Source organism: Micromonospora sp. WMMD967 (genome assembly GCF_029626165.1).
Taxonomy (GTDB): domain Bacteria; phylum Actinomycetota; class Actinomycetes; order Mycobacteriales; family Micromonosporaceae; genus Micromonospora; species Micromonospora taraxaci.
Window position 1 is genome coordinate 6,574,097 of record NZ_JARUBK010000001.1, and the last position, 23,959, is coordinate 6,598,055.

The following is a 23,959-nucleotide window of genomic DNA, read 5'->3' on the forward strand; positions in this document are numbered from 1 at the left end:
CGGCGAGGGGGACGGTTCCGGCAGGTGGGAGATCAATCCGCCGGGCGCTGGTCAGGACGGGGGCGTGAGGACGGCACCGCCCGGCGTCGGGCTGGCGACCGACGTCTTCCCCGGCGCCTCCCCGGCGATGCACCAGTCGCCACCGTCCCGGGTGACGGTGAACACCAGCGGCCGGGCGACGGTGCGCTTACCGGAGGTGACCGAGACCGACACGCTGACCTCCTGCCCGAACGGACCGGACCGGATGTCGGTGATGGCCGCCTCGGGCACCTGGAAGTGGTCGGCGAAGTCACCGTTGGGGCCGGTGGCGCCCAGGTCGAAGCCGTCGTGCAGGAGGGCGCAGAGCTGGCTCCGGCCGGCGGCGACGTCCTTCGCGGTCATCGCGTCGAGGTACGCCTGGACGCGCTCGCGGGAGCGGGCGGCGGCCTCCTCGGCCGGGGCTCGCGCCGGCTTGGCGGCGGGCTCCTCCTCGGCGTCACCGCCGATGCCGCAGCCGCCCAGGACGACGGGCACCAGCACCAGCCCGGCGGCGGTCGCCGCCAGCCTGCGGTGGGTCGAGCGCATGACCACCTCCGTCGACGGTGCCATCGAGACCTGCCGAGCCGGGAGTCTGCCACATCGAGCCGGGTCGGCCCAACGACGGCGGCCCGGCCGACGCTGGGCGTCGACCGGGCCGTCAGGTCACGGGCGGGGAGGGACGGTGCGGGCCCCTCCCCGCCGTGTGGGTGGTGCGTCGGCCCTCGGCTCAGCCGAGGCCGCCCTTGATGGCGCCGATGAGCTCGCCATTGGTGGTGTCACCGGAGAGCTCCCAGAAGAACGCGCCACCGAGGCCCTGGTTGTTCGCGTACGTCATCTTGCCGTTGATGGTCGACGGGGTGTCGTAGCTCCACCAGTTGCTGCCGCACTTGGCGTACGCGGTGCCGGCGATCGTGCCGGTGACCGGGCAGGTGTTCTTGAGGACCTTGTAGTCCTCGATGCCCGCCTCGTAGGTGCCCGGTGCCGCGCCGGTGGCGCTGCCGCCCGGCGCGGCCTGGGTGACGCCGGTCCAGCCGCGGCCGTAGAAGCCGATGCCGAGCAGCAGTTTGTTGGCCGGGATGCCCTTGCTCTTGAGCTTCTGGATCGCGGCGTCGGAGTTGAAGCCCTGCTGCGGGATGCCGGTGTACGACGTCAGCGGCGAGTGCGGCGCCGTCGGACCCTGCGCGGCGAAGGCCCCGAAGTAGTCGTAGGTCATCGGCATCAGCCAGTTGAGGTTGCCGATCGCGCCGGCGTAGTCGGTGGCGTCGATCTTGCCGCCGTTGCTGCCGTCCGCGGTGATGGCGGCGGTGACCAGGGCGCTGGACCCGAACTTCGACCGCAGGGCGCTGATCACGTTCTTGAACGCGTTCGGGCCGCTGCTGTCACAGGTCAGACCGCAGGCGTTGGGGTACTCCCAGTCGACGTCGATGCCGTCGAAGACGTCGGCCCAGCGCGGGTCCTCGACCAGGTTGTAGCAGCTCTCGGCGAAGGCGGCCGGGTTCTGCGCAGCCTGGGTGAAGCCGCCGGACCAGGTCCAACCGCCGAACGACCAGATCACCTTGAGGTGCGGGTTGAGCCGCTTGAGCTTGCGCAGCTGGTTGAAGCTGCCGCGCAGCGGCTGGTCCCAGGTGTCGGCGACGCCGTCCACGCTGTCCGCCGCCGTGTACGCCTTCTCGTAGTCGGCGTAGCTGTCACCGATGGAGCAGCGACCGCCGGTGGTGTTGCCGAAGGCGTACAGGATGTGGGTCAGCTTTGCCGCCGAGCCGCTGGTCTGGATGTTCTTGACGTGGTAGTTGCGCCCGTAGACGCCCCACTCGGCGAAGTAGCCGACGACCTTCTTGCCGCCGGTGTTCGGTGGCGGGGTGGTGGGCGGCGTCGTGGTCGGCGGGGTGGTGGTGGGCGGGGTCGTGGTCGGTGGGGTGGTGGTCGGCGGGGTCGTGGTCGGCGGGGTCGATCCGCCGCCGCACGCGGCACCGTTGATGGTGCAGTTCAGCGGCGCCTTGTAGGCGCCGGTGCCGTTGTAGCCCCAGCTGAACGAGGCGCCCGGGGCGATGCCGCCGGCCCAGCTCTTCTTGACCGCGACGTAGTGGTTGCCGCTGCTGGTGACGTCGGCGTCCCACGCGCTGCTGATGGTGGTGCCCGACGGTAGGTCGAACTCGATGCGCCAGGTGCTGATGGCGGCACTCGATCCGTTGGTGACGGTCACCCTCGTCTCGTGACCGGTCCCCCAGTCCTGCGCCTTGGTGAAGGTGGTGGTGACCGTGCCGGCGCCGAACGCGGTGGTCACCGGCACCGCTGCGACGGTCACGGCGACCACGGCACCGGCCCAGAGGGCCCGGCGGAGCGATCTTTTCATGCGGCGTCTCCCGAACTGTTAGGAAACTTTCCAAAAGAGATGGTGAGACGGTACTCACACCGTCATCTATTCGTCAAGATGTCCATGTTTCGATTTCTTCTGGTGAATGGAGCGCCCGCCCGACCCGTGGGGCATCGGCGCGTAGCCTCCCCTCATGACCGTCTTCGACACCCCGATCGATGCCCTCACCGGCGGCCCCGCCGACCTGGCCCGCCACCGCGGCAAGGCGATGCTGGTCGTGAATGTGGCCTCCCGCTGCGGCCTCACCCCGCAGTACGCCGGCCTGCAGAAACTCGCGGAGACCTACGCCGACCGCGGCCTGGTGGTGCTCGGCGTCCCGTGCAACCAGTTCGCCGGGCAGGAGCCGGGCAGCTCCGCCGAGATCAGCGACTTCTGCCAGGTCAACTACGGGGTCACCTTCCCGCTGACCGAGAAGGTCGACGTCAACGGCCCCAACCGGCACCCCCTCTACGCCGCCCTCGTGGACACATCGGACGCCGACGGGCACACCGGGGACGTCCGGTGGAACTTCGAGAAGTTCCTGGTCGCACCGGACGGGACGGTGGCCGCCCGGTTCGCCCCGTCGGTCGAGCCCGCAGCCGAAGAACTCCGCATCGCCATCGAGAAGACCCTCCCCGCCTGACCACCCCGAGGTGGGTTGATCAAGAGGTTCGCGTCAATCCAGGGCCCCCTTCTGACGCAAACCTCTTGATCAACACGTCGGAGCCACCGTCGGTGACCGGCGTGAGCAGTACGTTGGGCAGGACGGGCTCGACAGCGGGCAGAGCAGCGCCGACTGGCGAGACAACCGGCGCAGCGCCGACCCCGACCGGCGGAGTGGCGCTGGCGTGTCGGTCTGGCGCAGCCGGGCAGCTCGGAATAACCCACCGCGCCGGTGGGGAATGCGTCACGGCTGGGCGGAGTTGGGAACGAGCATGACAACTGTGGGACTGATCGGCAGCGGCAACATCGGCGGCACCGTGGCGCGGCTGGCCGTCGACGCCGGCTACGACGTGGTGCTGAGCAACTCTCGGGGTCCGGAGACCCTCACCGACCTGGTCGACAGCCTCGGCGAGCACGCCAGCGCCGGCACCGCAGAGGACGCGGCGCGGGTGGGTGACCTGGTGGTGGTCAGCGTGCCACTGAAGGCGTACCGCGCGGTCCCCGTGGAGCCGCTGGCCGGCAAGGTCGTCATCGACACCAACAACTACTACCCGCAGCGCGACGGGAACTTCCCGGAGCTGGATAGCGGCGACGTCACCAGCAGCGAGTTGCTCCAGCGGCACCTGCCGGAGTCGCGGGTGGTCAAGGTCTTCAACAACATCAACTTCAGAGGGCTGGCCGCACTGGCCCGGCCGTCGGGGGCCGCGGACCGCAGCGCCCTCGCCATCGCCGGTGACGACGAGGCCGCCAAGGCCGAGGTGACGGCCTTCCTCGACCGGATCGGCTACGACGCCGTCGACGCGGGCCCCCTCGCCGAGGGATGGCGCTACCAGCCCGACACCCCGGCGTACGGCACGCTCTACTCCGCCTCGCCGACCGACTGGCAGCACCCGGCCCCGGGCGACGCCGACACGCTGCGCGCCGCGCTGGCCGCCGCGACCCGCTGAGCACCACCGCCGCCCTCCGGACGATCGCTAGCGGGTGGTCGCCCGGAGGGCGGCGGCCAGTTCCTCGTCGTAGCTCGCGATCGGTCGACCGTCCGAGGCGTACGCCACGAGCCGTCCCTGCGCCATGCTCGCCGATCGGAACGAGAACGTCCGGCTCCCCGGGTACGCGTCGAGCAGCGGAATGGCCCGGGGCGGCCCGCCCGGGGCGGAGAAATACTCCAGCCGGGTCACCTGTGGGGAGACCACGCCGTTGACCCGCACCTTGGTCTTCTCGGCCCGGGTGCCGAAGGTGACCGGCGCGTCGGTGCCGTAGGCGGCGCATTCCAGCGGGCCACGGCAGACGAAGAAGTATCGCGGGTTGACCACGTCGTCGAGGGCGTACGCCTTGAAGGTCGGGTCCGCGCCGGCGGGCAACGGCTGCACGGCGAAGAACGCGACCGCCACACTCGCCGTCACGCCCACCCGCAACCAGCCCCGCGCGCCCGCCGGTCGCCGGTGCGCCCGGGTAGCGGCCACCGCGACGCCACCGAAGCCGACCAGGCACAGCAGGCCCACACCGATCGCGCGGGCGTTCTCGAAGAGGAACTGCACCCCCGGCCGCGTCGACACCGGGCCGAGAACCGCACCCAGCGAGACGACCATGGCGGCGAGCAGCGCTCCCCCGGCCGCCCGCTGGGTGACGCCGGACGCGCCGATCAGCAGCATCGCCGCGAGCACCGGCCACACCTGGTGGTGGGTCCAGGACACCGGGGACGCGGCGACGGTGGCGCAGCCGACGAGCACCGCCGCGTGCCCGGGGCGGCCCTGTCGCGTCAACTGTCGCGCCCGCAGCAGCGCCACCACGCAGACGAGTGCCACCAGGCCGGCCCAGAGCACCGGCAACGTCGCCTCGTCCACGCCAACGCGCAGCAGCATGCCGTGCACGGACTGGTTGCCCAGCGACGCCAGGTTGCCGATCCGTGAGGTCTGCCGGACGGCCTCGGTCCAGTACGTCCAGCTCTCGGCGGGCAGCACGACCCCGGCGACCAGTGCGCACGCCAGGAACGTCGCCACCGCGCGGCCCGCGTCGCGGTAGCGGCCCGTGGCGAGGAAGTAGACCACGAACAGCAACGGGGTCAGCTTGATCGCCGAGGCGACCCCGACCAGCATCCCGCGCAGCCGGGCCGGGACCAGACCCATCCCGTCGAGCAGGGCCATCAACACGATGAAGACGCTGACCTGCCCGAAGCGCAGATTGCTCTGCACCGGCGCGGAGAGCATCAGCACCGTGGCCGCCACCGCCACGACGAGCGGTCGCCGGGACTGCCGGGTGGTCAGCGCGACACCGACCGCCCCGGCGACGGCCACCACCGCCGCGCACGTCGCCACGAGCCAGATCCCCTGGAGTACGCCCTCACTCACGACGGTGATCGGACCGAGCACGAGCGCGGCGAACGGCGGATAGGTGAACGGCCCACCATTGGCCGCCTCGTATTCGTACAGCGGCCGACCAGCGCGCAGATCGGACAACGCGCCGTAGTAGATGTGCAGGTCGGAGAGCCGGTCCGCACGGTTCAGGACGAGCACACAGGACACCAGCGCGACGACGACGAAGGCCGCCCACACCAGCGCCACCCGGCGATCCCGCATCGACCGAGGATAATCGAGCGCGGCCGTACCCGTCGGCCCCGCCGTAGGGCCAAGATCCGCGCAAGTTCGGGGAAATTGCTGCTTCGGCACGGAATGAGGCAGCAACTTCGCCGAACTTGCGCGGACTGTACGAAGGGGACGCGGACCAGGGGCAAAAACATCGACGTGGCAACTTGCGCCTCAGTCCCGTAAACGGGACCCTGTTCTCTGGGTTGTGGCCCGCTCACCGAAAGTGCTTCCGGAGGCGACATGCACACGCTCCGCACCGTGCCCCGCCGGCTGCTGGCCGGAACCGGCGCGCTCCTACTCGGCACCGCCCTCGCTGCCGCCGGCACCCCGGTTCCGGCCGGTGCCGCCAAGGGCGCGGACACCGTCGGATACGTCCGGCTCGCCCACCTCTCCCCCGACACCCCGGCCGTCGACGTCTACCTGGCCGCACCCGGCGCCGCGAAACCGAGGGTCTTCCCCGGGGTCGGCTACGGCGTGGTGTCCGACTATCTCGAGCTGGCCCCCGGGCGGTACGCGGTGGCGATGCGCGAGGCCGGCGCCCCCGCCAGCGACCCCCCGGTGCTCACCACCGAGGTCGCGGTGACCAGCGGCGACGCCTTCACGGTGGCCGGTGTCGGGCGGCACGCCGACCTCGGCCTGCGGGTGCTCAACGACGACCTCAGCGCCCCCACCGACGGCCGCGCCAAGGTGCGGGTCGTGCAGGCGTCCGTGCGTACCCCGATGCTCGACGTGGCCGCCGCCGACGGCCCGTTGATCGCCGACGGCGTGCAGTTCGCGACGACGACCGACTACCAGCAGGTCGAGCCGGGCAGGTGGCGGCTGAAGCTGACCGGCGCCGGCGGCCCGAGCACCGACGCCGAGGTGCGCCTCACCGGCGGCGCCGTCTACTCACTGCTGGTGCTCGACGCGAAGCAGGGTGGGCTCACCGCCGAGCTGCGCCGCGACGCCGAGGGCGGCACCGTCGTCCCCGCCGGTGGGGTGGACACCGGCGCCGGCGGCACCGCCCGGACCGGGCTCGACGCGTACCCAGTGGTGGCCGGCGCTCTGGCCGCGGCGGCCGGGGCGGTGGCGTTGCTGCTCTGGCGGCGGCGGCGCACCACCTGGTGAGCGCCGGGCCGGGCCCGTCGATCCGGCGGCACCGCGACCGCCGGGTGCCGCTTGCCGCGCTGGTCGCGGCCGGCGCGGCGGTCTTCCTGGCCGCCGGCACCGGGGTCGGGCTGGCCGGCAGCGATCCGCCGCCGCCGGTCGCGAGCTGGCACCCCGGCTGCACCGACGACTGCCCGTCGACGGCCGCCGCGCCGACCCCGCAGGGACCACCCACTCGGGTACGCGTACCGCGCATCGGCGTCGACTCCACGCTCACGGTGCTGGGCTTGGACCAGGCCGGGGCGCTGATCCCGCCCGCCGACTTCGACATCGCCGGCTGGTATGGCGGCGGTCCGGCACCCGGCGACACCGGCCCGGCCGTGCTCGCCGGCCACCTGGACTCGCGACGCGGCCCGGCGGTCTTCGCCCGACTCGGCGAGCTGCGGCCCGGCGACCCGGTCGAGGTGTGGCGCGGCGGGCAGCGGATGGTGTTCCGCGTGACCGGCTCGCTGCGGACCCGCAAGGATCAGTTCCCGACCGCCGTGGTGTACGGCCCGACGCCCAACGCGGAGCTGCGCCTGGTCACCTGCGGGGGTGCGTTCGACCGGCGGAGTGGGCACTACCTGGACAACGTCGTGGTGTTCGCGGTGGCCGAGGCCTCCGACCCGGTCCCGCCGCAGCCGGCGGCGGGCTGAGCCGCACCGGGCCTCATGCGCGTCAGAGTCGGCGGCGGTCCGAGCCGCACCGGGCTTGATCCCGCATCAGAGTCGGCGACGGTCCGACCCGCACGGGTCTCATCCGCGTCGGGGCCGGCGACGGCCGAGCCGCACCGGGCTTGGTCCACTCGGGTTCGCCGATCTGGGGGTATCCCCGCGCTCGGACACCGCGTTTTCGGCGAACCCGAGTGGATCAAGGCGCGGCGGCTGGGCAGGCGGGACGCGGCGGCAGCGCGGGGCGGGGCAGGGCAGGGTCGTCCGGGAGTGCGTCAGAGTGGACGGCGGCCGGCGAAGCCGCACTCGGCTCGGTGGTACCAGCGCACGTCGGAATCGCCCTCCAGCCAGCACCAGAGCACCGCGCGGCCTTCCCGCTCGCCGGGGAAGTCGAGCAGCACCGGGGCGATGCCCTTGACCTGGATGTCGTGCTGGTGCAGCTCGTCGACGACGGCGTGCAGCCGGGCCTCCAGACCCTTCACCTCGGCGAGCCCGCCGAGGGCGCTGACACCGTGGTCGGCGAGGTCGACACGCAGCTCGGCCAGGTCGGCCCGAACCCGGATCAACTCGTCGACGCGCGGTTGCAGCGTGGCCACCAGGTGCCGGGCCTGGGCAAGTGTGAACACCGCGCCAGTATGCGGCACGCCCGGCCCCGCCACGAGCCCAGAACGCCAGCCGGCGCGCCACAGCGAGCCCGAAGAGCTCATTCGCCCGCACCGCGTCGACCGCATCGACGACTACGCCCAGGCCGAGGGCCGCGCCGGGAACACCAGATCGGCCCGCCGCCAGCGAAGAACGCTCAGTCGGCCTGCGCTGCCAGTTCGCGGGCCCGGTCGCGGGCGGCTTCGAGCGCGGCGAGCAGCGCGGCGCGGACCCCGTGCTTCTCCAACTCGCGGATCGCGGAGATCGTGGTGCCCGCCGGTGAGGTGACCGCCTCGCGGAGCTTCACCGGGTGCTCGCTGGAGTCGCGCAGCATCACCGCGGAACCGATCGCGGTCTGCACGATCAGCTCGTGCGCCACCTGCCGGGGCAACCCGAGCAGGATCCCCGCGTCGATCATGGCCTCGACCAGCAGGTAGAAGTAGGCCGGGCCGGAGCCGGAGAGCGCGGTGACCGCGTCCTGCTGCGACTCGGGCACCCGGATCGTCTGACCGAGCGGCTTGAACATCTCCTCGGCCAACGCCAGGTGGGCGCCGGTGGCGTGCGCGCCCGCCGAGATCGCGGTCATCGCCTCGTCGACAAGCGCCGGGGTGTTGGTCATCACCCGGACCACCGGGGTGCCGTCGGGCAGCCGTCGGCTGAAGAAGCTGGTGGGAAGGCCGGCGCAGAGCGAGATGACGAGCTTGTCGGCCGGCACCTTGGGGCCGATCTCGTCGAGCAGCGCGGCGGCGTCCTGCGGCTTCACCGAGATCGCGAGCACCGCCGCCTCGTCCACCGCCGTCAGGTTGTCGACCACCCGGACGCCGTAGCGGGCGGTCAACTCCTCGGCGCGGGCCGGCCGGCGGGCGGTTGCCAGCAGCTTGTCCACGGGCCATCCCGAGCGCAGCAGCCCGGAGAGCATCAGCTCACCGATCTTGCCCGCGCCGATCACCGCGACCGTGTGCACCCCGGCTGACATCTCGGTCGTACCCCCTCGCCTCGGGTCGCGGCGCGGCGGACCCGCAGGCCCGCCGCGCCGCCGACTGTCGATCAGCTGCCGAAGAACACCTCGGCCTCGGCGTACCGCTCCAGCGGCACGGTCTTCAGCTCGCGGGTGGCCTCGGCGAGGGGCACCCGGACGATGTCGGTGCTCTGCATCGCGACCATCTTGCCCCAGTCGCCGTCGTTGACCGCGTCGATGGCCTGCAGGCCGAGGCGGGTGGCGAGCACCCGGTCGAAGGCGGTCGGGGTGCCACCGCGCTGGATGTGGCCGAGCACCACGGTGCGGGCCTCCTTGCCGGTCTTGGCCTCCAGCTGCTCGGCGAGCCACTGGCCGATGCCGCCGAGGCGGACGTGACCGAACGAGTCCAGCTCCTGGTTGGCGAGGACCATCTGACCGTCCAGCGGCTGAGCGCCCTCGGCGACGACCACGATCGGGGCGTACTGGTGCTGGAAGCGCTTCTCGACGTAGCCGGCCACCTGGTCGACGTCGAACTGGCGCTCGGGCAGCAGGATCACGTTGGCGCCGCCGGCCAGGCCGGCGTGCAGGGCGATCCAGCCGGCGTGCCGGCCCATGACCTCGACGACCAGGGTGCGGTGGTGGCTCTCCGCAGTGGTGTGCAGGCGGTCGATGGCCTCCATCGCGATGTTGACAGCGGTGTCGAAGCCGAAGGTGTAGTCGGTGGCGCCGAGGTCGTTGTCGATCGTCTTCGGGACGCCGACAACCTGCACGCCCAGCTCGTAGAGCTTGGTGGCCACGCCGAGGGTGTCCTCGCCGCCGATCGCGATGAGGGCGTCCACGCCCTGCTCGGCGAGGTTGTCCTTGATCCGCTCGACGCCGTTCTCGATCTTGAACGGGTTGGTGCGGGACGAGCCGAGGATGGTGCCGCCGCGGGGCAGGATGCCGCGCACGTCGGCGATGCCCAACGGACGGGACAGACCCTCCAGCGGGCCCTTCCAGCCGTCCCGGAAGCCCACGAACTCGTGACCGTAGGTGGCGACACCCTTACGGACCACCGCCCGGATGACCGCATTGAGACCTGGGCAGTCGCCGCCGCCGGTGAGCACGCCGATACGCATGATCCGTCATCCTCCTGGAGCATCAGGTAAAGCCCGATATGCCCCAGGGTATGTGTCAGGTCAGACCATCGGCGCCGTTGCCGGCCCGGGGCGGGCCGTCACTGCGAACTGTAGTCGGCCCGCAGGTAAGGCGACAGCGCGCCCCGGTGGCGACCCGGCTCAGAAGGTCACCTCGTGGTTCTCGCCGGCCTTCGGTGGCCGGCCGGTCACCGCTGCCTTCGCGTAGCCGAGGAGGTTGACCACAGTGCTGCCCGGCGAGTCCCAGTACTCGGCCGAGGTGGCGTGCACCTTGATCAGCGTGAGACCGGGGGTGTCCAGCCCGTCGGGGAACCAGGCCTTGAGCAGCGGGCTCCACAGCCGCTCGGCCCGAGCCCGGTCGAACCCCTCGGTGGCGGTCCCCGAGATCGACACCCAGGCGTGGTGCTTCTGGTCGGAGAAGGCGACGTTGACCTCCGGGTTCACCCGGAGTTGGCGGACCTTGGCCGAGTCGGCGTAGGCGAAGAACCAGAGGTCGCCGTCGAACTCGACCTCCTGGAGCCCCATCGGCCGGCTCACCTGCCGACCGTCCAGCGCGATCGTGGTGAGCATGCAGATCCGGGCTGCCCGAGCCAGCTCGGTGATCCGGACGCGGGACTCTGCGGCGCTGGTCGGCTCGTTGCTCATGGCACTCTCCTCCGCTTCGGTTCGCCGAACCGATGCCCGGGACAGAACCGGTCAAACCTACGGAGGTGCGACCGGCTTTCAGCGGGTCGTCATCGCCCGCCAGCGGGCCAGGTTGTGCCGGGCGTCGACCAGGGCGTCGTGCCGGGCCGCGTCCGCGTCCGGCAGGGTCGGCCGACCCCTGTCGTCCCAGAGTTGCCGCAGCTCCTTGGTGTAGCGGGGGATCTCCCGGGGCAGCGCCGGCATCGCACCCCAGAGCTGGGCGAGCACCACGTGGTCGTACGCGGCGTACCAGGCCCACAGCTCCAACTGCTCCCCCGGCCGGTCCCGGATCGGCTCGACCAGGAAGTCGTACAGGTCGTCGCGGATGCGCTCACGCGACCGCCAGGCCCGGTCCGCCGGGGAGGGCAGCTTGTCCAGCACGTTGCGTCGGACCCAGGGCACGGCGCGGGAGTCGTCGAACTCGGTGGAGACCGCATAGAACTCGCGGCCGTACTCGTCGACGACACCGATCGAGACGAGGTCGACGCTGGTGCCGTCCTCGATGAACTCGCAGTCGTAGAAGTAGCGGTAGACCATTCCGGGCATCTTCGCCCACCGCCGCGCGGCCGTACCCGGCGGGGTCCAGCTCGCGACGGTCACGGAAGTGCTTCGAGGGGTGTACAGCAAGCGACCGGACCGTCATGATCTGATGTGTACCGCTACCGGACGCCGAATCGGTGTCAGTTCACCTTGTCAGGGCCATCAGGTTCACCCGGTGAGCGAGTTTGTGGTCCATGACCGGGGAGGGGTTGGGCCGTGGAGATGCGCCTGCCGGAGCCGGGTGACGCGCTCACGGGTGTCGAGATGTTCGCCGGGTTGGAGCCTGAGGTACGCCAGCGTGTCATCGCCGCCGCCGTTCCGCGCACCTACCGCAAGGGCCAGTTGCTCTTCGTGGAGAACGACCCGGGCGAGTCACTGATCGTGCTGCGCCGCGGCGCGGTGGCGGTCTTCCGCACCGCACCGACCGGCGAACGGGCCGTGTTGTCGGTGATCCGACCACCCGACGTGCTCGGTGAGGTCTCCCTGCTCGACGCGTCGACCCGGTCCGCGTCGGCCGAGGCCATCGAGGACTGCGCGGCGCTCGCCCTGTCCAGGGGCGCGTTCATGGAGCTGGTGCACTCCAACCCTCGCATCCTGGACGCGGTGATGCGCTCGTTGGGTGGCCTGATCCGCCGGCTCACCGAGCAGAACGCCGACCACGTCTTCCTCGACCTACCCGGTCGGGTGGCCAAGACGCTGGTCCGGTTGGCCGGCGAGAGCCAGGCACCGATGATCACGATCGAGCTCAACCAGAGTCAGTTGGCGGAGATGGCCGGTGGTTCCCGGCAGAGCGTCAACCAGGCGATCGGTTCGTTCGCCAGCCGCGGCTGGCTGCGTACCGAGGGGCGTCGGATCGTGGTGACCGACGTGGCCGCGCTGCGTCGTCGCGCCGGCATGAACGACCGCTGACACCACTGACACACGCGAAACGGCCGGGCCGCCCGTGGGCGACCCGGCCGTTCGTATCCGTCACCGGCGTGGGGTCACACCCCGGAGCTGCCCGGCCCGGCCCACTTGTCCGGGCCCTTGCCGTCGCCGCCCGGGCCGTGCGACTGCTCGATGACGATGCCCTCGGCCTGGAGCGTGGCGAGCGTGGCCGCGTCGACGTCCACCGAGTCGCCTGCGGAGTGGCTGACCCCGTTGCCGTCGGTCCAGTCGCTCTCCAGCTTGACGTACACCATTGACCTGTCCCCCTCTGGTCGCTGCTCGATATCTGGCCGCCTGAATCTAGTCGCTCTGGTCCCTTGGTGGACTGTCCACAAGCCAACAGGCCGGTACCTGACAGCGGCGGACGAGAGCGATAATTCCCGGCAGGGGACGCCTCCGGCGTCGACCTGTCCGCCTCTGGGGGAGGTGTCATCGCCGCGCAGTGTGGACGCTGTGGACGCACGGCCGCCGACGGAGACCGTTTCTGCGGTGGCTGCGGCGCCGAGCTGGGGGCTGTGTGCCCACACTGCCTGCGTCCACTCGCCTCGGACGTCACGTTCTGCACGTCGTGCGGGTCGCCGCGACCCGGCGCGGAACGACCGGCCCCGGTCCATCCGCAGGAGGACCGCCGCCGGGTGAGCGTGCTCTTCGTGGACCTGATCGACTTCACACCGTACGTCGAGCGTGCCGACCCCGAGCAGGTCCGGGGCATGCAGACCGGCTTCTTCTCCGCCGCCCGCCGGGTCGTCGGTCAGTACGGCGGGGTGGTCGAGAAGTACATCGGGGACGCGGTGATGGCGCTCTTCGGTGCCCCGATCGCCACCGAGACCGACGCGTTGCGCTGCGTGCGGGCAGGTCTCGAACTGCAACGGGTGCTCACCCGGTTCGCGCCGACCGGCAGCACCGAGTTGCGGTTCCGGGTCGGGGTAGCCACCGGCGAGGCGCTGGTGGACGTCGCCGCCGCCCGCGACGGTGGGCAGGCGATCGTCGCCGGCGACGTGGTGAACACCGCCTCCCGGATGCAGTCCGTCGCGCCACCCGGCGGCGTGCTGGTCTGTGGCACCACCCACGCGCTCACCAAGGACGCGATCCGCTACGAGGAACAGCCCCCGGTCACCCTGCGCGGCAGGTCGTCGCCGACCGAGGTGTGGTTGGCGCTCTCCCCCCTGCGTCGCCAGCCCACCGACCGGGAGCCGGACACCACACCGTTGGTCGACCGCGAACACGAGCTGGGAATGCTCGTCAACGCGTTGCACAGGTCGCTGCGCGACCGGCGACCGCAGGTGGTGACGATCTTCGGCCGGGCCGGCATCGGCAAGAGCCGGCTGCTGCGGGAGCTGTACCGGCACACCGGCCGGCTGGTCGACGAGCCGCTGACCTGGCGGACCGGCCGCTGCCCGCCGTTCGGCGAGAACGTCACCTTCGCGGCGCTCGCCGACATCGTCAAGTCCGAGGCGGGCATCCTCGACACCGACCCGGCGGGCAGCGCCGCGCAGCGGCTGGCCGCCGCCGTGGGCGAGCTGATCGGCCCGGGCGAACGAGACCGGGTGGTGGACGCGTTGCGCCCGCTGGTCGGGCTGCCCGGCACGCCGCTGCCGGCCGAGGAGGCGGAGTCGGCATGGCGTCGCTTCCTGCTGGCGCTGGCCACCCGACGACCCACGGTGCTGGTCTTCGAGGACCTGCACTGGGCCGACGACGCGATGCTGCGCTTCGTGGAGCTGCTCGGGGCGGCGGCCCGCGACGTGCCGCTGCTGCTGCTCTGCACCGCGCGTCCGGAGCTGGTCGACCGGGACCCGAGCTGGGCCGGAACGATCACCGGCTCGGTCACCATCACCCTGCCGCCCCTGCGCGACACCGGCATCGCGGCCCTGTACGCGCACCTGTTCGGCCAGGCCGCGTTCTCCGCCGACATGCTGAGCCCGCTGATCGAGGTGGCCGGCGGCAACCCGCTCTACGCGCACGAGTACGTCCGGATGTTGATCGAGCAGGGGGCGCTGCGGCAGTCCGGGCGGGGGTGGTCGCTGGACAAGCACCTTGAGCTGACCATGCCGGAGAGCGTGCACGCGGTGATCGCCAACCGGGTGGACCTGCTGGACGCCAAGGACCGGGCGGTGCTGCTGGCCGCGTCGGTGGTCGGGGTGCAGTTCTGGCCCGGTGCGGTCGCCGCCGCGCTCGGTCAGCCGGTCGAGTCGGTCGAGCGCTCGCTACGCCGACTGGAGCAGCGCGACTTCGTGCACGAGCAGTCGGCGTCGACGATGGCCGGGCAGGCGGAGTTCCGGTTCCGTCACGTGCTGGTCCGCGACGTCTGCTACCAGCGGTTGCCGCGTACCGAACGGGTGGCCCGGCACGAGCGGGCCGCCGACTGGCTGGACGCGCTGTCGCACTCCCGCGACACCGACCTGGCCGAGGTGCTCGCCCACCACCGCTGGGCGGCCCACGAGATCGCCCGTTCGCTGGGCATGGAGGTGCGGCGCTACGCCGGGCCGGCGCGGCAGGCGCTGCACCGGGCGGCCCGCCGGGCGTACGCGCTGCACGGGTTGGACGCGGCGGCCAGCCACGCGGGCCGGGCTCTCGGCCTGGCCGACGACGACGACCCGGTGGGTCGGCTCCAGTTGGAGTTGTTGAGCACCGAGATCTCGTTCTACCGGGACGGCAACGCGTTCCTGTCCGGGGGTGGGCCGGAGCAGGTGCACACGCTCGCCGACCGGTTGCTGTCGCACGGCGACGACGCCTGCGCCGCCCGGGCGTGGACGCTGCTCGGCCAGGCCGCCTGGCTACGCGCCGACCGTGGTGACGCGTTGGCCTGCCTGGACCGCGCGGTGCACCTGTTCGAGCCGTTGCCGGACAGTCCGCAGAAGGCGGACGCGTACGCGGAGATGGGCCGGTTGCACATGCTCAACTACGAGCGGGACCCGGCCGTGGCGGCGGCGGACACGGCGGCGGAGATCGCCGAGCGGTTGGGCCTGACCGAGACCCGTACCAACGCGCGGATCACCGCGGCCACGGCCCGTTACCAGTCCGGGGACCGGGTGGGCCTGGACGAGTTGCACGCGATCGTGGAGTTCGCCCGGGCCGGTCAACTGCTGGCGTTGCCCCGGGCCACCCAGAACCTCGCGTACGCGATCCGCGAGGAGGGCGACTGGCTGCGGTCCAACGCCCTGCTCTCGGCCGCGCCGGCGCGCACCGCCAGCGGTCAGACCCTGACCACCAGCTATTCGGCCGAGGCGATGCGTGCCTGGTTCGACGGTGACTTCGGTCGGCTGCTCACGGCCGCGGAGGCGTTCGTGGACACGCCCACCGGCAGTTGGGACATGCAGGTGCGCGGGTTGCGCTGCTGTCTGCTGGTGTTGCGCGACGACGACGATCCGGACGACCTGGCCGACGCGCTGGACACCGCGCGGCGCAGCGGGTTCCACCGGCTGCACTGGACGATGCTGAGCATGGCCGCGTTGTGCCGGGCGTTGCAGGGGCGCGAGGCCGAGGCGGCGGAGCTGATCGAGGAGCTGGACCGGTGCTGGTCGGCGGTGCCGGCGCTGGCCAGCGGGGAGTGGATCGCCGCCGCCGCGTACGCCGCAGCTCTGAGCGGTCGGGAAGCGGCGGTGCGGGTCCGCACGATGCTCGGGCGGGTCGGGCATCGCACGCCCTGGTCGGAGGCGGCGTTGCGGACCGTGACGGCGGCCCTGGCGGCGGCGGACGGCGACCATCGACGCTCCGCCGAGCTGCACCTGGCCGCCGCCGAGACCTACGGGCGGATTCCGGACGTGAGCGACCGGGTGCTGGGGTTGGCGTTCGCGGCGGCGGAGCTGACCCGGGCCGGCGATCCGGCGGGCGCACGGGAGACCCTTGCCGAGGTACGCGTCTTCGCGTTGCGCAACGACGCCCCCGGCCTGCTCGCGCTGGCCGGTCGCCCGATCACCCCGACCGGTCCGGCGGTCGCGTGTTGAGCCGTCTGACGCGGCTCAACGGCTGAGCCGCCTCAAGCCGGGACCGGCGTCTTGAGTTTCTGCGCGTAGATGTCGACGTACTCGCGGCCGGAGAGCTCCATCAACTCGTACATGACCTCGTCGGTGACCGCGCGCTCGACGAACCGGTCGCCGGCCAGGCCGGCGTAGCGGGAGAAGTCCAGGGGCGCGCCGAAGCGGACCCGCACCTGGCCGACCCGCGGGAGGAGCCGGCCGGGCGGTTGGAGTTCGTCGGCGTTGAGCATCGCCACCGGCACCACCACCGCGCCGCTCTCCAGGGCCAGCCGGGCCACCCCGGTCTTGCCCCGGTAGAGCCGCCCGTCCGGGGAGCGGGTGCCCTCCGGGTAGATGCCGGCCACTCCCTGAGCGCGCAGCACCCGTAACTGGGTGTCCAGGGCGGCGCGGGCGGCCTGACCGCCGGAGCGGTCCACGGGGATCGTGCCGGTGCCGACGAAGAACATCTTCATCAACCGGCCCTTGATCCCCTTGCCGGTGAAGTACTCCGCCTTGGCCACGAAGGTGACCCTCCGCGAGACGATCAACGGAATGAAGATCGAGTCGAAGAAGGAGAGGTGGTTGCTCGCCAGGATCACCGGGCCGGTCGCCGGCACGTGGTGCAGCCCCTCCACCTGTGGGCGGAAGATCAGCTTGAGCAGCGGACCGAGGAGCACGTACTTCAACAGCCAGTAGAGCACCAGCGTCCTTTCCCGTGGTGTGCCCGCGACAGCGTCAGATCCGGGGACGCCACCGTCGCCGACGAGCCTACGAAGCGAGCGCTCCCACCACAACGGACGAAGCTGCGGGCTGACGGTCCGCCGTCAGGCGTCCGGCCGCTTCGGTCTCGCAGAGTGCCGTCGGCGTTGAATCACCGCAGCGAGTTCACGCAGGAAGACAACGAGAAGTCCGACGCTGGCGGGCACCGCGACCCAGGCACGCCAGCCTCCCTCGCTCACGACGTCGGGCAACAGGACCACGGTGAAGAGGAGCATGAGCCCCAACACCGACAGCCTTCGCCCCGAGTCGCCCGAGTTCATCACCGCACCGCGTTGGCGGCGGTCGCCAGGACGGCCAGCAGGTATTCCGGCGGCTGGGCCACCATCGCCGCCCGCCACCGCCGGCTCTGCGGATTCCATCGACGCTCCGGCAAATACCAGATCACCACCACCTTGACCAGGTGGACACCCGCCACGAAGAACGGGAAGAAGACCACCCAGTCGGCGATGCCGAAGACCAGATCCTTCGATGGCTCGCCGGCGAACACGGACACCGGGACCAGGATCAGCGTACCGACGGCGAAGGTCACGCCGAACAGGATGAACCACGCCACGCCACGGGTGATGTGCCGCAGGCCGAGGTCGTCCAGATCATCTCCCGGCAGGCCCGCGTACTCGATCACCTCGGCGCGGCGCTCTGCGGCCGTCTCGCCGTCGGCATCGACGAACTTCGCGACGGGACCGGCCATCCAGCGGGTGATACCCAGCGCCAGATCCATCTCGACCTCTCGATGCGCGGCACGCTACTCACCCCGCCGCTCCTTCCACTGTAGGTACTCGCGGTACAGCTCCTCCTCCCGCCGTCGCATCCGCCGGTGCAGCACCCACGAGGCGACGAGGAGCACCGCGCCACCGCCCAGCATCACCTGGCCGAGGGTGCGGTCACCGGGCTGCACGGGGCCCACGCTGAGCAGGAACCCGAGGAAGACCGAGCCGAGCCCCAGGTAGAGCGCGACTCCCGGTGGGGTCTGCCGGTATTCGAGATGGTGACGATCGGCGAAACTCTGGAACCGCGCTGGGAGGTCGAGTTCCTCGTGCTCGTCAGCAGTCACACGCGCCCCTCCGTTCACACTCGCAGGCAGCCCGGCTGGGCTCCGCCCGCGCGTCGGCCGCTCCGGCTTCCAGCCTCATCGAGATAGCACTCGTTGCGCAAGAACGGACAAACGACGCCCGCCGCGACCTGCGACGGCAGCCGTGACTTTGGAAGACGCGACACAACGCACTCCCGGAACCATGCCCTGACGTGTCACGATTCAGAGCACGGCGTGCCGTCGGGCGTCGAGGGGCAGGGATGGCCGCGCCGGAAGGCGCGTTAAGGGGGATGTCCGGGTGTCAGCGGGTGGGGCCCGCCGGGGACGGCGGGACAACGGGCTCGACGCGAACGAGTACGCCGTCGTCGGCGACGTCGATCCGCGCGTCGGTGAGCACCTGCTCGACGTGCTGGCCGCCGGCGGGATCGCCGCCTACCTGCAGCCCTCCGCCGACCTCAACCCGGTCACCCGCACCACCACGGTTCCGGCCCGGCCGGTCGACCGGCTCTACGTCGACCGTTCGCATCTGACCACCGCACGGGACTACCTGACCCAACTCTCCGACGAGAGCGCTCCGGAGCAGCCGCCCGCCCGGGACGAACCGGACATCGACGCCGAGTGGGCGCGGATCGTCGCCGGCTTCCACACCACCTCGTCGACCGGCGACCACCCGTGGCCGGCTTCGGAGAACGTCGAGGAACGGGACGAGCCGACGGCCGGTCCGCTGGCCCGCTCCGGGGCCGACGAGCCTGGTCCGACCGCCACCGATGTCCGCCGACTGCCGTCCGCGACCGACATCTCGGGGATCTCGGTCGGCCGTGGCGCCCGGCCGGACGAGCCGTCACTGCTGGACGGGCTGGACACCTTCGGCGCCGACCTGCCCGACGACGAGGACGACGACGAGGGTTACCACCCGCCACCACCGCCACCGTTGCCGCGGGTCAGCAAGTACGCGGTGGTCGGCGTGCTCGGCGTGGTCATCGGGTTCGTGCTCTTCCTCTTCCCGTGGTTGCTCCCGGTGGACAGGTCGGCGGTCACCCTGTTCGGGTTCACCGGCATCCTGGCCGGTTTCGTCACGCTGATCTGGCGGTTGCGCCCCGGTGACGAGGACGAGGACGACCCGGACAACGGCGCTGTCGTCTGATCGGGGCCCGCATTCCGGGACGGCACCGTCCCGCCGATGCCGTAACAGTGGTGTAACTTACTGTCAGTAGGAATACCGCTGTACGTCACTTCCCCCGCTGACTGACCGGTTTTCCCTTGCTCGTGGCGGTCAGTCCTCTGCTGATCGGAATGCCCGAGATGCGACAGAGTTCCCTCGTGCTGGTGGCCAACCGCCTTCCCATCGACGACAGTCAGGCCCCGGACGGGGCCTGCGAGTGGCGGCGCAGCCCGGGTGGGCTGGTCAGCGCGCTACACCCGCTCCTGCGACACACGCCGGCGACCTGGGTCGGCTGGGCCGGCGGCACCGGGCCCGCCCCCACCCTGCCGGACGTGGACGGCGTCCGGATGCACACCGTCGCGCTCAGCGAGGAAGATTTTCGCGACCACTACGAGGGGTTCGCCAACGCCACCCTCTGGCCGCTCTACCACGACGCCGTGGAGCAGCCGCAGCACCACCGGCGGTGGTGGGAGGCGTACCAGCGGGTCAACCAGCGGTTCGCGGAGGCGACCGCCCAGGTGGCCGAGCCGGGCGCGGTGGTCTGGGTGCAGGACTACCACCTGCAATTGGTCCCCGGCCTGCTGCGCGCGCTCCGCCCCGACCTGCGCATCGGGTTCTTCCTGCACGTGCCGTTCCCGCCGCCGGAGCTGTTCATGCAGCTGCCCCGTCGGGCCGAGCTGCTGCGCGGCATGCTCGGCGCCGACCTGGTCGGTTTCCAACGGGCCCAGGCGGCACACAACTTCGCCCAACTGGTGACCAAGGTGCTGGAGCTGCCGGCGACCGACCGGCGCATCGGCATCGACGACCGGGTCGTCCGCATCGGAGCGTTCCCGGTCTCCATCGACACCGCCGAGATGGGCGCGCTCGCCGCCCGACCGGACGTGGCCGCCCGCGCCCACCGGCTCCGGCAGGACCTCGGCGACCCACGGCAGGTCATCCTCAGCGTCGACCGGATGGACTACACCAAGGGCATCGAGCAGCGCCTCAAGGCGTACAGCGAGCTGCTCGCCACCGGCGACGTCAAGGTCCGCGACACCGTGCTGGTGCAGGTCGCCATGCCGAGCCGGGAACGCGTCGGCCAGTACCAGATCCTGCGGGAGCGCATCGAGCGCGAGGTGGGCCGGATCAACGGCGAGTTCGGTCGGGTCGGCGAACCGGCGATCCACTACCTCACCCAGCCCTTCGACCGAGCCGAGCTGGCCGCCCTCTACCGGGTCGCCGACGTGATGGCGGTGACCCCGCTGCGGGACGGGATGAACCTGGTCGCCAAGGAGTACGTGGCCGCCCGGGTGGACGACGACGGCGCGCTGCTGCTCAGCGAGTTCGCCGGCACCGCCGCCGAGCTGTCCCAGGCGTACCTGGTCAACCCGCACGACCTGGAGGGGCTCAAGCAGGGGCTCCGCGCGGCGCTACGGGCCAGCCCGGACGACGTCACCCAGCGGATGCGGGCCATGCGCGCCCACCTGCAGCAACACGACATCCGGGCCTGGGCCCGCTCCTACCTGCGTGCCCTGGACGAGGGCGGCACCCTGGTCAGCCGCCTGTCCAGCACCGACGGCGGCCCCGAGGACGCACGGGTGCCCCGACCCGCCAGCCCCGCCGGCAGTCCGGCCGCCCAGCAGGCCAGCGGTTGACCGCCGGCCTCAGTGCGCCGCCGGCTCCTTCTCCAACCAGTCCAGGATCGCGTCGATCGGTTCCGCCCACCGCGCGTCCAGCATCAGATCGTGGCCCATGCCGGGGAAGAGCAGCGGGGCCGAACCGTACTGGCGGGCCACCCGCGTCAACGTCGACGCCGGCACCACCCGGTCGTCCGGGCTGCCCAACACCAGCACCGGCGGCGTACCCACGGCCGGCTCGGGCTCCGGCTGCCCCAACAGCGCCCACTGCGCCCGACGGCTGGCCCGACCGAGCCGTCCGACGTGCCGTCGGGCCTCCTCGTCCGGCAGCTCGCGGCTGAACAACTGCCCCCGGTTGAGCCGCAACGGCCCGCCGAACACCGCCGGCACCGTGCCCGCCGGGTTACGACGAAGCGCCGCACCCAGCACTCCCCAACCGCCGAAGACGGGCGCCACCAACACCGCGCCCCGCGCCGGGTAGCGGGCCAACGCGTGCGCCACCACCAGCGCCCCGGCGCCGTGCCCCACCAGCACCGTCTGGCGTGGCAGGCTCGCGGCCACCTGGACCACGTCATGGGTGTACGCCCGCAGCGTCGCCTCCGGCGCCGGCTCGCTGGCCCCGTGCCCCCGCAGGCTCACCGCGTACGCCGGGAAGCCCCGCGACGCCGCGTGACCCAGCCAGTGGTCGGCGAACGCCCACGCGCCGTGCCCGAAACCGGGCACGAAGAGCAGCGGCGGACGCCCCTCCTCGTGCTCGGGTAGGGCGCTGAGCACCTCCCGGCGCACCGGCCGGACCGGACGTGACCACTCCCGGCCCCGCATGATCCGCAGCTCGGTCACTGTTCCTGCCTTCCGTTCGCGACTGCGGGGCTCGCAAGCTCACTCCTCGCGCTCACTTGCCCTCCAGGTCGTGCAGGGCGCGCTGGACGGCGCGCAGGTAGTCGGCGTGACCGACCTCGAACCAGTGCCGGCTGCTCTCCTTGACCTGCCCGGAGTAGCGCTCCCCGGCCCGCTCCCGCACCCGCTGGGCGAACGCCGCCGCCCGCTCCGGTCGGTCCCGTCGGGCCTGGAGCAGGCGGGCGAACAGCACCGTCTGCCAGTGCGACAGGGTGAACAGCCCGGAGTCCGGCTGCACCAGGCCGGCGACCGCGAGCGTCGGGTGCCCCGGGGTGAAGGCGTTGAGCCACAGGGTGGGCCGCCCCGCACCCGCGCTGTCGCCGAACACCGACGCGTCGAGGAACTCGAAGCGCGGCAGGTAACCGGTGGCGAAGACCACCACCTCGGGGTCGATCTCACGGCCGTCGGCCAACTCCACGGCGTACGGGTGGAACCGGGCGATGTCCGGCACCGGGCCGATCCCGCCGTGGCCCACGTAGTAGACGAGCTGGCTGTTGGCGATGGGGTGCGTCTCGTACACCCGGTGGTCGGGCTTGGGCAGGCCGAAGCGGGTGAGGTCGCCGACGGTCAGCCGCAGCGTCCAGTGGTAGAGCCACTGCCGGACCCGCAGCGGCACACGCAGCGCCAGCAGGCTGTCGTTCACCTGGTCGGCGGGGCGGCCCAGCACGTACTTCGGCGCGTACCAGTAGCCGCGTCGGGTGGAGTGCCAGCACCGTGACGCCTGCTGGGCGGCCTCGACGGCGATGTCGCAACCGGTGTTGCCGGCGCCGACCACCAGCACCCGCTTGCCGCGCAACTGCGCGGGGTCCTTGTAGGACGAGGCGTGCATGATCTCGCCGCGGAACTCTTCCAGCCCTTCGTAGCGGGGCAGCTTCGGCGACCAGTTGTGCCCGTTGGCGATCACCACGGCGGCGTACCGGGAGGTGCGTTCCGGGCCGTACCCGCCGGTGGAGCGGGTGGTCACGTCCCACCGCTCCCCCGGGGCGGGCTCGACCCGGACGACCTCGGTGCCGAACCAGATGTGCGAGCGCAGGTCGAAGTGGTCGGCGTACCGCTCGAAGTAGGACAGCAGCTGACTGTGGTGCGGGTAGTCGGGCCAGGAGTCCGGCATCGGGAAGTCGGGGAACTGGGTGAACGGCTTCGACGAGATCAGGTGGGTGCTGGCGTACACCGGGCTGCGGTCGTGCCGCCAGTTCCAGGCGCCGCCGACGCCGGTCTCCCGCTCGTAACAGTCGACGCCGAACCCGTGCTCGCGCAGGTTCTTGATGGCCGTCAGGCCGCTGGCCCCGGCCCCGATGACGCAGACCGTGTCGCCCCGGTCGGAGACCGGGCGACCGTCGCTGTTCAGCGCGGACGGGGTCGCCTCCGGATCGGGCCGGCCGTGGTCGGTGGAGGTGGACACCGAAACATCTCCTTTTGGTACGGCAGGCGTGCCGGTCGCCGCGAAATCCTCTCCACAACGACGCCGGATGTCCAGTCCTACCGTGTGGACATCGCCGGGCGAGCCGACGCCACTGTCAGTCGTCGCCGGGCAGCAGCAGGTCGACCAGGACCGGGAAGTGGTCGGAGGCGCGCCGGGTCTGCGGAGTGTCCACCACGTCGTAGTCGACGACGGTGATCCGCGGGTCGACGAAGAGCGCGTCGATGCGTCGGCGCGGCTCGTGGCAGGAGTAGGTGAGCCGGTCCGCCCGGTCGGCCGCCACCGCGGCGTCGGTCAACCCCTGTGACACGGTCGCCCAGGCCGGCCCGTCCGGTCCCTCGTTGAGGTCCGCGCCGGCCAGCACCGGGCTGGTCGCCGCGTCGAGACCCCGCTTGAACTCGGCGGCCTGCGCCGGCCGCTCGGCCGGGTCGGTGGACAGGTGCGAGCCGGCGACAGTGAACCGGGCGCCGGCCACCTGGCAGTCGGCGTACGCGACGCCGCGCAGGTGCCGGCCGGGGGTCAGCGGGAAGCGCTGGCACCGGGTGTCCCGCACCTGGACCCGCAGGCTGGTCAACAGCAGGTTGCCCAGCGCCGGCAGGCCGCCGGCGGCCACCACCAGGCCGAACGACTCGGCCAACGTGGCGGACTTCTGCCGCCACCGGAACCGGCGTGGCCCCTCCTGCACGATCACCACGTCCGGCTTCGCCGACCGGACCACCGCCGCCAGCGCTGCGGTGTCGTCGCGCTGGCTGTGGATGTTGTACGACACCACGCGCAGTGGCACACCCATGGTGGA

Annotated in this window: 23 protein-coding genes; 8 read left to right on the forward strand and 15 right to left on the reverse strand. The window is 71.8% G+C overall.

The genetic code is table 11. From position 1 onward, the window contains the following. Positions 1 to 51: 51 nt before the first annotated feature. Entirely contained in the window at positions 52 to 564 is a 513-nt protein-coding gene (locus O7631_RS29475; protein WP_278147254.1) for a hypothetical protein, read from the reverse strand. 181 nt (positions 565 to 745) lie between these two features. Then, positions 746 to 2,371, reverse strand: a complete 1,626-nt coding sequence (locus O7631_RS29480) for a glycosyl hydrolase family 18 protein (RefSeq protein ID WP_278147255.1) — start codon at positions 2,369 to 2,371, stop codon at positions 746 to 748. A 154-nt stretch (positions 2,372 to 2,525) separates the two neighbouring features. Between O7631_RS29480 and O7631_RS29485 the strand changes: the two genes are divergently transcribed. Beyond that, positions 2,526 to 3,014: a glutathione peroxidase gene (locus O7631_RS29485; protein WP_278147256.1), complete on the forward strand. Its 489-nt coding sequence runs from the start codon at positions 2,526 to 2,528 to the stop codon at positions 3,012 to 3,014. Positions 3,015 to 3,306: 292 nt separating this feature from the next. After that, positions 3,307 to 3,981: an NADPH-dependent F420 reductase gene (locus O7631_RS29490; protein ID WP_278147257.1), complete on the forward strand. Its 675-nt coding sequence runs from the start codon at positions 3,307 to 3,309 to the stop codon at positions 3,979 to 3,981. Between the two features lie 27 nt (positions 3,982 to 4,008). Here the strand turns inward: O7631_RS29490 and O7631_RS29495 are convergent, their stop codons facing one another. Beyond that, the gene (locus tag O7631_RS29495; protein WP_278147258.1) at positions 4,009 to 5,610 is read right to left on the reverse strand and encodes a glycosyltransferase 87 family protein; all 1,602 of its coding nucleotides are present in this window, start codon (positions 5,608 to 5,610) and stop codon (positions 4,009 to 4,011) included. A gap of 249 nt (positions 5,611 to 5,859) precedes the next feature. Between O7631_RS29495 and O7631_RS29500 the strand changes: the two genes are divergently transcribed. After that, on the forward strand, positions 5,860 to 6,726 hold the full coding sequence (locus tag O7631_RS29500; protein ID WP_278147259.1) for a DUF4397 domain-containing protein: 867 nt from the start codon (positions 5,860 to 5,862) through the stop codon (positions 6,724 to 6,726). After that, positions 6,723 to 7,400 carry a class F sortase gene (locus O7631_RS29505; protein WP_278147260.1) on the forward strand — a complete coding sequence of 226 codons (678 nt, stop codon included), beginning with the start codon at positions 6,723 to 6,725 and terminating at the stop codon, positions 7,398 to 7,400. Before O7631_RS29500 ends, O7631_RS29505 begins: the two co-directional genes overlap by 4 nt. A 290-nt stretch (positions 7,401 to 7,690) precedes the next feature. Here the strand turns inward: O7631_RS29505 and O7631_RS29510 are convergent, their stop codons facing one another. From O7631_RS29510 to O7631_RS29530, 5 genes are all read right to left on the reverse strand, one after another. Beyond that, positions 7,691 to 8,041, reverse strand: a complete 351-nt coding sequence (locus O7631_RS29510) for a DUF2203 domain-containing protein (RefSeq protein ID WP_278147261.1) — start codon at positions 8,039 to 8,041, stop codon at positions 7,691 to 7,693. 173 nt (positions 8,042 to 8,214) lie between these two features. Further along, positions 8,215 to 9,033, reverse strand: coding sequence for a pyrroline-5-carboxylate reductase (proC, locus tag O7631_RS29515; RefSeq protein WP_278147262.1), 819 nt, complete (start codon positions 9,031 to 9,033; stop codon positions 8,215 to 8,217). Positions 9,034 to 9,104: 71 nt separating this feature from the next. Next, positions 9,105 to 10,133, reverse strand: coding sequence for a 6-phosphofructokinase (locus O7631_RS29520; protein ID WP_203151341.1), 1,029 nt, complete (start codon positions 10,131 to 10,133; stop codon positions 9,105 to 9,107). A gap of 159 nt (positions 10,134 to 10,292) precedes the next feature. Beyond that, a complete protein-coding gene (locus O7631_RS29525; protein WP_088988368.1) occupies positions 10,293 to 10,796 on the reverse strand; it encodes a pyridoxamine 5'-phosphate oxidase family protein in 504 nt (167 codons plus the stop codon). Between the two features lie 78 nt (positions 10,797 to 10,874). Then, positions 10,875 to 11,372, reverse strand: a complete 498-nt coding sequence (locus O7631_RS29530; protein ID WP_278148054.1) for a polyadenylate-specific 3'-exoribonuclease AS — start codon at positions 11,370 to 11,372, stop codon at positions 10,875 to 10,877. 219 nt (positions 11,373 to 11,591) lie between these two features. Here O7631_RS29530 and O7631_RS29535 point away from each other — a divergent pair, with 219 nt between their 5' ends. Further along, entirely contained in the window at positions 11,592 to 12,284 is a 693-nt protein-coding gene (locus O7631_RS29535; protein WP_007463121.1) for a Crp/Fnr family transcriptional regulator, read from the forward strand. Between the two features lie 74 nt (positions 12,285 to 12,358). On the opposite strand, the gene O7631_RS29540 is transcribed toward O7631_RS29535, so the two are convergent. Next, positions 12,359 to 12,556, reverse strand: coding sequence for a hypothetical protein (locus O7631_RS29540; RefSeq protein ID WP_278147263.1), 198 nt, complete (start codon positions 12,554 to 12,556; stop codon positions 12,359 to 12,361). 177 nt (positions 12,557 to 12,733) lie between these two features. Between O7631_RS29540 and O7631_RS29545 the strand changes: the two genes are divergently transcribed. Continuing rightward, a complete protein-coding gene (locus tag O7631_RS29545; protein WP_278148055.1) occupies positions 12,734 to 16,246 on the forward strand; it encodes an adenylate/guanylate cyclase domain-containing protein in 3,513 nt (1,170 codons plus the stop codon). A 32-nt stretch (positions 16,247 to 16,278) separates the two neighbouring features. On the opposite strand, the gene O7631_RS29550 is transcribed toward O7631_RS29545, so the two are convergent. The 3 genes from O7631_RS29550 to O7631_RS29560 all read right to left on the reverse strand — a co-directional run bounded on the left by O7631_RS29550 (position 16,279) and on the right by O7631_RS29560 (position 18,089). Continuing rightward, positions 16,279 to 16,959, reverse strand: coding sequence for a lysophospholipid acyltransferase family protein (locus O7631_RS29550; protein ID WP_278147264.1), 681 nt, complete (start codon positions 16,957 to 16,959; stop codon positions 16,279 to 16,281). Between the two features lie 338 nt (positions 16,960 to 17,297). Next, the gene (locus tag O7631_RS29555; RefSeq protein ID WP_278147265.1) at positions 17,298 to 17,756 is read right to left on the reverse strand and encodes a hypothetical protein; all 459 of its coding nucleotides are present in this window, start codon (positions 17,754 to 17,756) and stop codon (positions 17,298 to 17,300) included. 24 nt (positions 17,757 to 17,780) lie between these two features. Continuing rightward, a complete protein-coding gene (locus O7631_RS29560) occupies positions 17,781 to 18,089 on the reverse strand; it encodes a hypothetical protein (RefSeq protein WP_278147267.1) in 309 nt (102 codons plus the stop codon). Positions 18,090 to 18,366: 277 nt separating this feature from the next. Between O7631_RS29560 and O7631_RS29565 the strand changes: the two genes are divergently transcribed. Continuing rightward, positions 18,367 to 19,212, forward strand: a complete 846-nt coding sequence (locus tag O7631_RS29565; RefSeq protein WP_278147268.1) for a DUF308 domain-containing protein — start codon at positions 18,367 to 18,369, stop codon at positions 19,210 to 19,212. Positions 19,213 to 19,370: 158 nt separating this feature from the next. Continuing rightward, the gene (locus tag O7631_RS29570; RefSeq protein ID WP_278147269.1) at positions 19,371 to 20,864 is read left to right on the forward strand and encodes a trehalose-6-phosphate synthase; all 1,494 of its coding nucleotides are present in this window, start codon (positions 19,371 to 19,373) and stop codon (positions 20,862 to 20,864) included. Positions 20,865 to 20,873: 9 nt separating this feature from the next. Here O7631_RS29570 and O7631_RS29575 read toward each other — a convergent pair whose 3' ends face one another. From O7631_RS29575 to O7631_RS29585, 3 genes are all read right to left on the reverse strand, one after another. After that, a complete protein-coding gene (locus O7631_RS29575; RefSeq protein WP_278148056.1) occupies positions 20,874 to 21,668 on the reverse strand; it encodes an alpha/beta fold hydrolase in 795 nt (264 codons plus the stop codon). Positions 21,669 to 21,738: 70 nt separating this feature from the next. Beyond that, entirely contained in the window at positions 21,739 to 23,145 is a 1,407-nt protein-coding gene (locus tag O7631_RS29580; protein ID WP_278147270.1) for an NAD(P)-binding domain-containing protein, read from the reverse strand. A gap of 115 nt (positions 23,146 to 23,260) precedes the next feature. Next, entirely contained in the window at positions 23,261 to 23,953 is a 693-nt protein-coding gene (locus O7631_RS29585) for an endonuclease/exonuclease/phosphatase family protein (protein ID WP_278147271.1), read from the reverse strand. Between the last annotated feature and the right edge of the window lie 6 nt (positions 23,954 to 23,959).

Excerpts from the sequence above, each read along its gene's own strand:
- O7631_RS29480 (WP_278147255.1), bottom strand. The coding sequence starts at position 2,371 with ATGAAAAGATCGCTCCGCCGGGCCCTCTGGGCCGGTGCCGTGGTCGCC.
- O7631_RS29555 (WP_278147265.1), bottom strand. The coding sequence starts at position 17,756 with ATGGATCTGGCGCTGGGTATCACCCGCTGGATGGCCGGTCCCGTCGCG.
- O7631_RS29495 (WP_278147258.1), bottom strand. The coding sequence starts at position 5,610 with ATGCGGGATCGCCGGGTGGCGCTGGTGTGGGCGGCCTTCGTCGTCGTC.
- O7631_RS29490 (WP_278147257.1), top strand. The coding sequence starts at position 3,307 with ATGACAACTGTGGGACTGATCGGCAGCGGCAACATCGGCGGCACCGTG.
- O7631_RS29500 (WP_278147259.1), top strand. The coding sequence starts at position 5,860 with ATGCACACGCTCCGCACCGTGCCCCGCCGGCTGCTGGCCGGAACCGGC.
- O7631_RS29575 (WP_278148056.1), bottom strand. The coding sequence starts at position 21,668 with ATGCGGGGCCGGGAGTGGTCACGTCCGGTCCGGCCGGTGCGCCGGGAG.
- O7631_RS29540 (WP_278147263.1), bottom strand. The coding sequence starts at position 12,556 with ATGGTGTACGTCAAGCTGGAGAGCGACTGGACCGACGGCAACGGGGTC.
- O7631_RS29570 (WP_278147269.1), top strand. The coding sequence starts at position 19,371 with ATGCGACAGAGTTCCCTCGTGCTGGTGGCCAACCGCCTTCCCATCGAC.
- O7631_RS29520 (WP_203151341.1), bottom strand. The coding sequence starts at position 10,133 with ATGCGTATCGGCGTGCTCACCGGCGGCGGCGACTGCCCAGGTCTCAAT.
- O7631_RS29475 (WP_278147254.1), bottom strand. The coding sequence starts at position 564 with ATGCGCTCGACCCACCGCAGGCTGGCGGCGACCGCCGCCGGGCTGGTG.
- proC (WP_278147262.1), bottom strand. The coding sequence starts at position 9,033 with ATGTCAGCCGGGGTGCACACGGTCGCGGTGATCGGCGCGGGCAAGATC.
- O7631_RS29485 (WP_278147256.1), top strand. The coding sequence starts at position 2,526 with ATGACCGTCTTCGACACCCCGATCGATGCCCTCACCGGCGGCCCCGCC.
- O7631_RS29530 (WP_278148054.1), bottom strand. The coding sequence starts at position 11,372 with ATGGTCTACCGCTACTTCTACGACTGCGAGTTCATCGAGGACGGCACC.
- O7631_RS29585 (WP_278147271.1), bottom strand. The coding sequence starts at position 23,953 with ATGGGTGTGCCACTGCGCGTGGTGTCGTACAACATCCACAGCCAGCGC.
- O7631_RS29525 (WP_088988368.1), bottom strand. The coding sequence starts at position 10,796 with ATGAGCAACGAGCCGACCAGCGCCGCAGAGTCCCGCGTCCGGATCACC.